The 7786-nt window shown below is 72.2% G+C and carries 7 protein-coding genes; 2 read left to right on the top strand and 5 right to left on the bottom strand.

Annotation, left to right across the window (positions count from 1 at the left end; all coding sequences use genetic code 11):
• Window positions 1–117 precede the first annotated feature (117 nt).
• Genes Q0283_RS16170 through Q0283_RS16160 form a run of 3 tightly spaced genes read right to left on the bottom strand, consistent with a single transcriptional unit; the run spans window position 118 to window position 3468 of the window.
• Entirely contained in the window at window positions 118–1743 is a 1626-nt protein-coding gene (locus Q0283_RS16170; protein ID WP_183528894.1) for a tripartite tricarboxylate transporter permease, read from the bottom strand.
• Between the two features lies 1 nt (window position 1744).
• Window positions 1745–2482: a tripartite tricarboxylate transporter TctB family protein gene (locus tag Q0283_RS16165; protein ID WP_183529460.1), complete on the bottom strand. Its 738-nt coding sequence runs from the start codon at window positions 2480–2482 to the stop codon at window positions 1745–1747.
• 2 nt (window positions 2483–2484) lie between these two features.
• On the bottom strand, window positions 2485–3468 hold the full coding sequence (locus tag Q0283_RS16160) for a tripartite tricarboxylate transporter substrate binding protein (RefSeq protein ID WP_298045609.1): 984 nt from the start codon (window positions 3466–3468) through the stop codon (window positions 2485–2487).
• A 226-nt stretch (window positions 3469–3694) separates the two neighbouring features.
• Between Q0283_RS16160 and Q0283_RS16155 the strand changes: the two genes are divergently transcribed.
• Window positions 3695–5512 carry an ATP-binding protein gene (locus Q0283_RS16155; RefSeq protein ID WP_183528898.1) on the top strand — a complete coding sequence of 606 codons (1818 nt, stop codon included), beginning with the start codon at window positions 3695–3697 and terminating at the stop codon, window positions 5510–5512.
• The gene (locus Q0283_RS16150; protein WP_298045607.1) at window positions 5509–6369 is read left to right on the top strand and encodes a response regulator; all 861 of its coding nucleotides are present in this window, start codon (window positions 5509–5511) and stop codon (window positions 6367–6369) included. Before Q0283_RS16155 ends, Q0283_RS16150 begins: the two co-directional genes overlap by 4 nt.
• A gap of 16 nt (window positions 6370–6385) precedes the next feature.
• Here Q0283_RS16150 and Q0283_RS16145 read toward each other — a convergent pair whose 3' ends face one another.
• Both Q0283_RS16145 and Q0283_RS16140 read right to left on the bottom strand, forming a co-directional pair.
• Entirely contained in the window at window positions 6386–7282 is an 897-nt protein-coding gene (locus tag Q0283_RS16145; RefSeq protein ID WP_298045605.1) for an alpha/beta fold hydrolase, read from the bottom strand.
• A 16-nt stretch (window positions 7283–7298) separates the two neighbouring features.
• Window positions 7299–7688 (bottom strand): serine/threonine protein phosphatase, encoded by a 390-nt coding sequence (locus tag Q0283_RS16140; protein ID WP_298045603.1) that lies wholly within the window; start codon window positions 7686–7688, stop codon window positions 7299–7301.
• Window positions 7689–7786 lie beyond the last annotated feature (98 nt).

Raw genomic sequence — 7786 nt, 5'->3', positions numbered from 1 at the left:
CGACCATGGCAACCACACGCCACGAAATGATCTCTTTCCCAACACTTACTAAGACTGTGAAAAGCCGGGGTGAGGCGCCTCTGGCACCTCACCCCGGCTGCGTAGAGATCAAGCCGACTACACCCGGCTGCTCTCCCGCTCCTCGGTCACCGCCCCCTCCGACGGGCCGGCCGGGCCGGCGTCGGGACCGATCCCTTCGCCGCCCTGCGGACCGGAACCATCACCACCGGCAACCCCAGCGGCCTTCTCCCGCCGGTGCCGCAGGTGCTGCATCGCGGACACCGCCAGGGCCAGCACCAGCACCGAGTACAGGATCACCGTCACCGGGCTGGAGACCAGGATGGACGGGTCCCCCTCGGACACGGTCAGCGCCCGGCGCAGCTCGGTCTCGGCCAGCGGGCCCAGCACCACGGCGATCAGCACGGGGGCCAGCGGGAACTGGTAGCGGCGCATGATGAACCCGAGCAGGCCCACGGCCAGCACCACCCACAGGTCCAGGGTGGCCGAGCTGATCGCGTACACGCCCAGCATGGACAGCACCGTGATCCCGGCGTACAGGTAGTGCCGCGGGATGTAGAGCATCTTGGCCCACAGCACCGCGAACTGCATGTTGAGGATGACCAGCACCACCAGGCCGATGAACAGCGAGGCCAGCAGGGTCCACACCAGGTCCCCGCTGCGCTCGAAGAGCAGTGGCCCGGGCTGCATGCCGTACTGCTGGAAGGCGGCCAGCATGATCGCCGCCGTCGCCGAGGTCGGCAGGCCCAGGGCCAGCAGGGCGCCCATCGCGGTGCCGGCAGTCGCGTTACCGGCGGCCTCCGGGGCGGCCACGCCCTTGATCGAGCCGACGGTGCCGAACTCGGCATCACCGCGGCGCTTGGCCAGCTTCTTCTCCGTTCCGTAGGCCAGGAACGTCGGGACCTCGGAGCCGCCGGCGGGGATGATGCCGAAGGGCACGCCGAACGCGGTGCCGCGCAGCCAGGCCGGCAGGGCCCGGCGGAAGTCCCTGCGGTCCAGGCGGGCCCGGCCGTTGGGCTCGATCTTCGTCGCGGACGGGTCCCGGTGGATCCTGCCGGCGATGTGCAGCACCTCGCCCAGGGCCAGCAGGCCCACGGTGATGACCACGATCGAGATGCCGTCGAACAGCTGGGGCAGACCCAGGGTGTAGCGCACGGTGCCCGAGGGCCCGTCCACGCCCACCATGGCCAGCACCAGGCCGATGCCCAGGGCGGCCACGCCCTTGATCACGGACTCGGAGACCACGGAGGAGATCGCCAGGAAGGCGAACACGGCCAGGGCGAAGTACTCGGCCGGGCCGAAGGCGGTGGCCATCTTCACCAGGGTGGGGGCGAAGAACACGACGAGCGTGGTGGCGATCAACCCGCCGATGAACGCTCCCACGGCGGCGGTGGCCAGGGCCTTGGCGGCCCGGCCGTCCTTGGCCATCCGGTGGCCCTCGAAGGTGGAGGCGATCGCCGAGGAGTTGCCCGGGGTGTTGAGCAGGATGCCCGCGGTGGAGTCACCGAACAGGCCGCCGAAGTAGACGCCGGCGAACATGATGAACGCCGCGGTGGGGTCCAGGGTGAAGGTGATCGGCAGCAGCAGCGCCACGGCCATGGCCGAGCCCAGCCCGGGCAGCACGCCCACGGCGGTGCCCAGGATGGCGCCGATGAACACCCACAGCAGGTTCATCGGGGTCAGCGCGGCACCGAACCCCTCGAAGAGCAGAGACAGCTGTTCCATGTCAGAGCAGTCCTTCCAGGAAGCCCGAGGGCAGGTTCAGTCCGAGGCCGGCATTGAAGGCCAGCTGGATGACGGCGGCGAACACCAGGGAGACCACCACGTCGAACCCGGGGCGCGTGCTGCCCAGGGCCTTGCAGACGATCCAGAACAGTCCGGCGGCGGAGAACACCCAGCCCAGCACCGGCAGCACCAGGATGAACAGGGCGATGCCGCCGACCACGAGCCCGACGGTTTTCCAGTCGGTGTAGGTCTTCCAGTCCTTGGGGAGTTTGGCGTCCGGGTTCTGCCCGGCGATCCGCCGGCGCCCCTTCTCGGAGGCGTGGGCCAGGTCGCCCAGCAGGTCCGAGGAGACGTCCGCGTTCTCCGCGTCGTCCGTGGGGTCCGGCAGCCGCGGGGTGCGCAGGACCTGGACGGCGTGGACCACGGCCACCGCGTACAGCAGCACGCACACGATCGTCGGGAAGAACTGCGGTCCCGGCACCGAGGTGCCCAGCACCGTCATCGTCGCCGTCTCGTAGGCCAGCCAGGTGGCCAGGCCGGCCACCAGCACCGGCATGATCAGCTCGCTGCGCCCGGACCAGAAGGACCGGCGAGGCCGGGCACCGGGGGTGCGTGCCGGCGTCGGGCCCTGCGGGGTTCCCTCCGGCGTTCCCGACGCCGACGCCGCGCCCTCCGCGGTGCCGCCCCCGGTGCGCGGGGCGTACGTCTCGTCCGACAGGGACGAGGGCTTGATCTGCATGCTCACAGTCCGAGTCCTTCCACGATGTCTTCGGTGCGGGCGATCTCCTCGTCGAGGAAGGCCTCGAACTCCTCGCCCACCATGTAGCTGTCCGTCCAGGCGTTGCGCTGCAACGCGTCCTGCCACTGATCGGTCTGCCGGTACTCGGCCACGATGTCCTGCAGTTCCTGCAGTTGCTCGCCCTCCACGCCGGGGGCCGCGGCCAGGCCGCGCCAGTTCGCCATGACGGCGTCCACGCCCTGTTCGGTGAAGGTGGGCACGTCCACCCCGGGCAGGCGCTCCGCGGAGGAGACGGCCAGGGCCCGCAGCATGCCGGCGTCGATCTGGTCGGCCACCTCGTTGTAGCCGGAGATCCCCGCCACGGTGGTGCCGGAGAGCATCGACGTCAGCGCCTCGCCGCCGCCGGAGTAGGCGATGTAGTTCGTCTTCGCGGGGTCGATCCCGACCTCCTCGGCCAGCAGCCCGGTGAGCAGGTGATCGATCGAGCCCAGGGAGCCGCCGGAGATGGAGGTCCCGCCCGGGTCCTTCTTCCACGCCTCGATGAAGTCGTCCAGGGTCTGGTAGGGCGAGTCCGCCGGGACCACGAGGGCCGCGAAGTCGTCCGCCAGGCGGGCCACCGGCTGGACGTCGTCCAGGGTGGCGCCGGCGTCGGCCAGCTCCACCGCGCCGACCATCACGCCCCCGGTGACCATCAGCATGTCCGAACGGCCCTCCATCTGGGCGAACTGGCCCAGGCCGATGGTCCCGCCGGCGCCCGGCACGTTGACCACCTGGACGTTGTTGGAGATGCCGCCGGACTTGATGGCCTGCTGGGACTCGCGGGCGAACCCGTCCCAGCCGCCACCGGGGGCGGCCGGGGCCATCAGCACCAGCTTGGAGCGGGCGGTGGCCTCCCCGCCGTCCGCGGCGGCGTTCACCAGGGCCAGCCCGACGACGCCGGCCGCAGCCACGCCGAGGAGGGTCCTCTTGACTGTCCGTGTGCTCATTGCTTTCCGTACTCTCAGTGCGAAGGTCTGGTTGCGGCCCGCATAGAGTTGTGAGCCGGATCACTACCGTGGCAGACCCGTGACGCGCGGCACAGTGGAAAACTGGTTGTGGTCATAAGAGGTGGTTAAGAAAGTTCTGGTCACCAGCACCTCCGCAAGGCATCCCACTAGCAGTCCCCCACGTCAGTCCCCGCAGTCCCCGCAGTCCCCGAGCACAGGAGCAGTCATGGCCCTCGTCGGCGCCACGCCCCGGACCGGCCGGCGCATCCGCCGCCGGCTGCTGGCGCTGCAGGTGGCGATCGTGCTGGTCACCGTGCTGGCCGTGGCCGCGGTGGTCCTGTTCGTCCAGGACCGGTACACCCGGGAGCTGGCCTTCGAGGAGGTGGACACCGTGGCCACCGCGATCGCCGCCAACCCGGAGGTCATCGACGACGTTAACGACCCGGACGCCGCGGCGAGCATCCAGCCGATCGCGCACCTGGCCGAGAGGTCCGCGGGAGTCTCCTTCGTCGTCGTGGTCAACCGGGAGGGGTTGCGGGTGGCGCACCCGGACCCGGAGCTGATCGGGCAACCGGTGTCCTCGGACCACGGACCCATCCTCAGCGGCGAGAGCTTCCGCGGGGTCGAGGAGGGACCGGTGGGGGTGACGCTGCGCTCCAAGGTGCCGATCTGGGACGGGGACACCGTGGTGGGCAGCGTGTCCGTGGGCATCCTGCAGTCCGAGATCCGGGCCGACCTGCTCGAGGTGGTGCTCGGCTTCGCGCCCTGGATCCTCGGTGCGGCGGCGCTGGGCACCGCGGTGGCGGCCTGGGCCTCGCGCTACGTGCGCCGGCGGATCTACGGGGCCGAACCGGAGGAGATGGCCGGGCTGCACCAGTCCCGCCAGGCCCTGCTGCACAGCGTGGGCGACGGCGTGGTGGGCGTGGACGAGCACGGCACCATCACCCTCGCCAACGACGAGGCCCGCCGGTTGCTCGGCGTCTCCGCGGACGTGGAAGGACAGCTGGCCGCCGAGGTGCTGGACGAGGACGTCGCCGCCATGCTCCTCTCCCCCGCCGCCGGCCCCGAGGCCACCGGGTTCGTCCTGGCCGGCGAGCGCATCCTGCTCGCCAAGGCCCGGCCCGTGCTGGTCGGCGGCAGACCGGTCGGACGGACGCTGACCCTGCAGGACCGAACCGAGCTCGAGTCCACCTTCCGCGAGCTCGAGGGCCAGCGCAGCATGACCGAGGCGCTGCGCTCCCAGACCCACGAGTTCTCCAACCGGCTGCACGTCATCTCCGGGCTGCTGTCCCTGGGCGAGGCGGCGGAGGCCGAGGAGTACGTCCGCTCCCTGACCGGGCCGCTCGGCAGCTCGGGGACCCCCGACCTCGGCGACGCCTCCCTCACCGCGCTCGTCGGCGCGAAGGCCGCCGTGGCGCGCGAGGCCGGGGTGGAGCTGACGGTGGCCGGGGACAGCGCGGTGGCCCCGGACTGGCGGGCCGACGACGACACCCTCACCGTGGTGGCCAACCTGCTCACCAACGCGATCGAGGCGGCCGGCGACGGCGGCCGCGTCCTCCTCCGGGTCCGCGCCGGTGGTGCGGGGGCGGAGGCGGGCGGCGATGACGGCCGGGATGCCGATCAGGGTGGCGTTGAGGATGCCGGCCGGCCCGGGGTGGCGGTCACCGTGGAGGACTCCGGCCCGGGACTCGACCCGGCCGCCGCCGACCGGCTGTTCCGCTGGGGCGAGTCGACGAAACAGCGCCAGGGCACCGCCGCCCCGGTGGGCGGGCGCGGGGTGGGCCTGGCCCTGGTGGACCGGATCGTCCGACGCCGGCGCGGCCGGGTCGACGTCGGGCCCTCACCACTGGGCGGGGCCCGGTTCCACGCCGCGTGGCCGGGTGAGAATGACCATGAGATGCCCGCGGGCGGCGGCGCCGGCAGTCCAACCGGTAGCGCGGCGGGCAGCGAGGCCATACCGGAGGACCACGGCGCGACGCCGGCCGGCCGGGAGCACCAGGCGGACCCGGAGACGCGGACAGACCAGGAGAGGAGGCTCGGGTGATCAGGACACTGATCGTGGACGACGACTTCGCGGTGGCCGGGATGCACCGGCGCTTCGTGGAGGCCCTCGAGGGCTTCGAGGTGGCCGGCGTGCTGGAGCGCGGGGTGCCGGTGGCCGGGTTCCTGACCGAGCACGAGGTGGACCTGGTCCTGCTGGACGTGCACCTGCCGGACCGCAGCGGCGTGCAGGTGCTGGAGGACCTGCGCGCGGCGGGATCGGACGTCGCAGTGATCATGGTGACCGCCGCCTCCGAGCGGGACACCGTCCGCCGCGCAGTGGGCCAGGGCGTGGACGGTTACCTGGTCAAGCCCTTCAGCCGCGACGAGTTCAACGAGCGGCTGCTGGCCTTCGCCGCCCTCTACGCCGATCCGGCTGGCGCCGACCAGGAGGTCCTTGATGAAGAGGCGCTGGACCAGGCCGAGATCGACCGCCTCGTGCGCGGGGCCGCCGGACTGCCGCCGCGCGCCGAGGGGTCGACCGCGAGCACGCCGGCCGGCGCGGTCGTCGGTGAGGCAGGCGGGGCGGGTGAGGCCGGGAGGACCACCGGGCCCGATGGAGCCGTTGCCGGTTCCACCGGCGCGGTCACCGAGGGCGCGGCAACCGCCGAGGTTGGGCTCCCCGCCCGGCTGCCCAAGGGCTTCTCCGTCCCGACCCTGCGCCTGGTGGCCACGGCCCTGCAGGAGGCCGGGGCCGGCGTCGACCGTTCGGCGCGGGAGGTGGCCGAGGCCTGCGGCATCTCCCGGGTCAGTGCCCGGCGCTACCTGGACCTGCTGACCGGCCACGGCCTGGCCGAGCTGCGCCCGCGCTACGGTGCGACCGGCCGGCCCGAACACCGCTATCTGTGGACGGGCAGCTGACCCCATCCCCGCGCGGTCACGCGCCGGGACGCCCCGGCGGTTCCTCGAGGTGGCCGAGGAACGCCTGGACCTCGCCCAGGAAGCGCTCCGGCGCCTCCAACTGCGCCCAGTGCCCGCACCGGGGCACGATCACGGCCCGGGCGTGGGGCATCATGGCGGCCGCATGCACCGAACCCGCCGGATCCACCAGGCGGTCTTCCGCACCGTGGAAGAACAGGGTGGGCGCCACCACCTCGCCGAGCCGGGGCGTGAGGTTGTTGAGCATTCCCTCCCGCCCCAGGGTGGCCTGGTTGTACCGGCCGTAGGCCAGCCCGCTGCGGGGGTGGCGCGAGTGGGCGATGAACTCGCGGACGACCTCGACGGGCAGCACGGCGGGATCGCGGACCATTGTCCGGAGCACGCGTGAGGCGAAGCGGTTGGCCACCCGGGCCATCGGCACCAGCAGCCAGTCCGGCAGCCGGGCCGCCCGCCAGGCCCAGCGCTGTGTGCTCGCGTTCCGCAGCACCGGGATCAGGCCACCGGGTCCCACGAGGACCAGCCCGGCCACCCGCGACGGCGCCTGCAGTGCCACGTTGAGGGACACGTCCCCGCCCATGGACACCCCGATCACGACGGCGCGGGGCAGCCCGGCAGCGTCCATCGCGTTTAGCACCACCCGTGCCAGCTGCCCGGGGCCGCCCACGGGAGGCACGTCGATGCTGCCGCCGAACCCGGGCAGGTCCACGGCCCACACCAGGCGGTCACGGGACAACGGACCCATCGCCGCGTACCAGGACAGGCCGCTGTGGTCCGCGCCGCCGCCGTGCACCAGGACGAGCGGAACCCTGCCGGTGTCCGTCCCGGCCCGCAGGGCTCGCAGGCCGTTCACCTCGGTCACCGTCGCCCCGGGCGGAACCAGCGTCTCGTCAGGCATGGGGAGACCCCCGTGGTTACTCGGTCGAGGCGGCGTCGTGCAGCCGGTCCGTCGGCAGCTCCACCGTGATGACCGCCTGCAGGTCCACTGCCTTGGCCACCGGACCGGAGAGGTCGTCCATCGCCCGGGCCACCGTCAGCCGGTCACGGTGCACCTCCTGGACGAGGACCTTGACCCGCTCACCGTTGCCCTCGTCCAGCCACCAGGGCTCGGCCAGCATGCTCAGCCCGATGCCGTCCAGCAACGCCTCGGCCTCGTCCAGCTCCATGGGCTCCCCGCGGCGGCGCTGCAGCAGGTCGAACGGCACGAACCGGCCGTCGTCGGTGCAGTGGATGTACCCGACGTGCTCGCCGTCGGCGCCTCTGACGTGCTCGAAGGTGTCCGTTGTCGGCATCGGGTGAGTCATGGGCGCCATCCTACGGTCCGTCAGGCGATCGGATCTCGGACCCCTTGACGCCACTGTGCACGAGTGTATACATTCGTGCACAGCAATCGACGACGGCG

The organism is uncultured Citricoccus sp. (assembly GCF_937871995.1).
Taxonomy (GTDB): Bacteria; Actinomycetota; Actinomycetes; order Actinomycetales; family Micrococcaceae; genus Citricoccus.
This window is presented reverse-complemented; position numbering and strand designations above follow the sequence as displayed.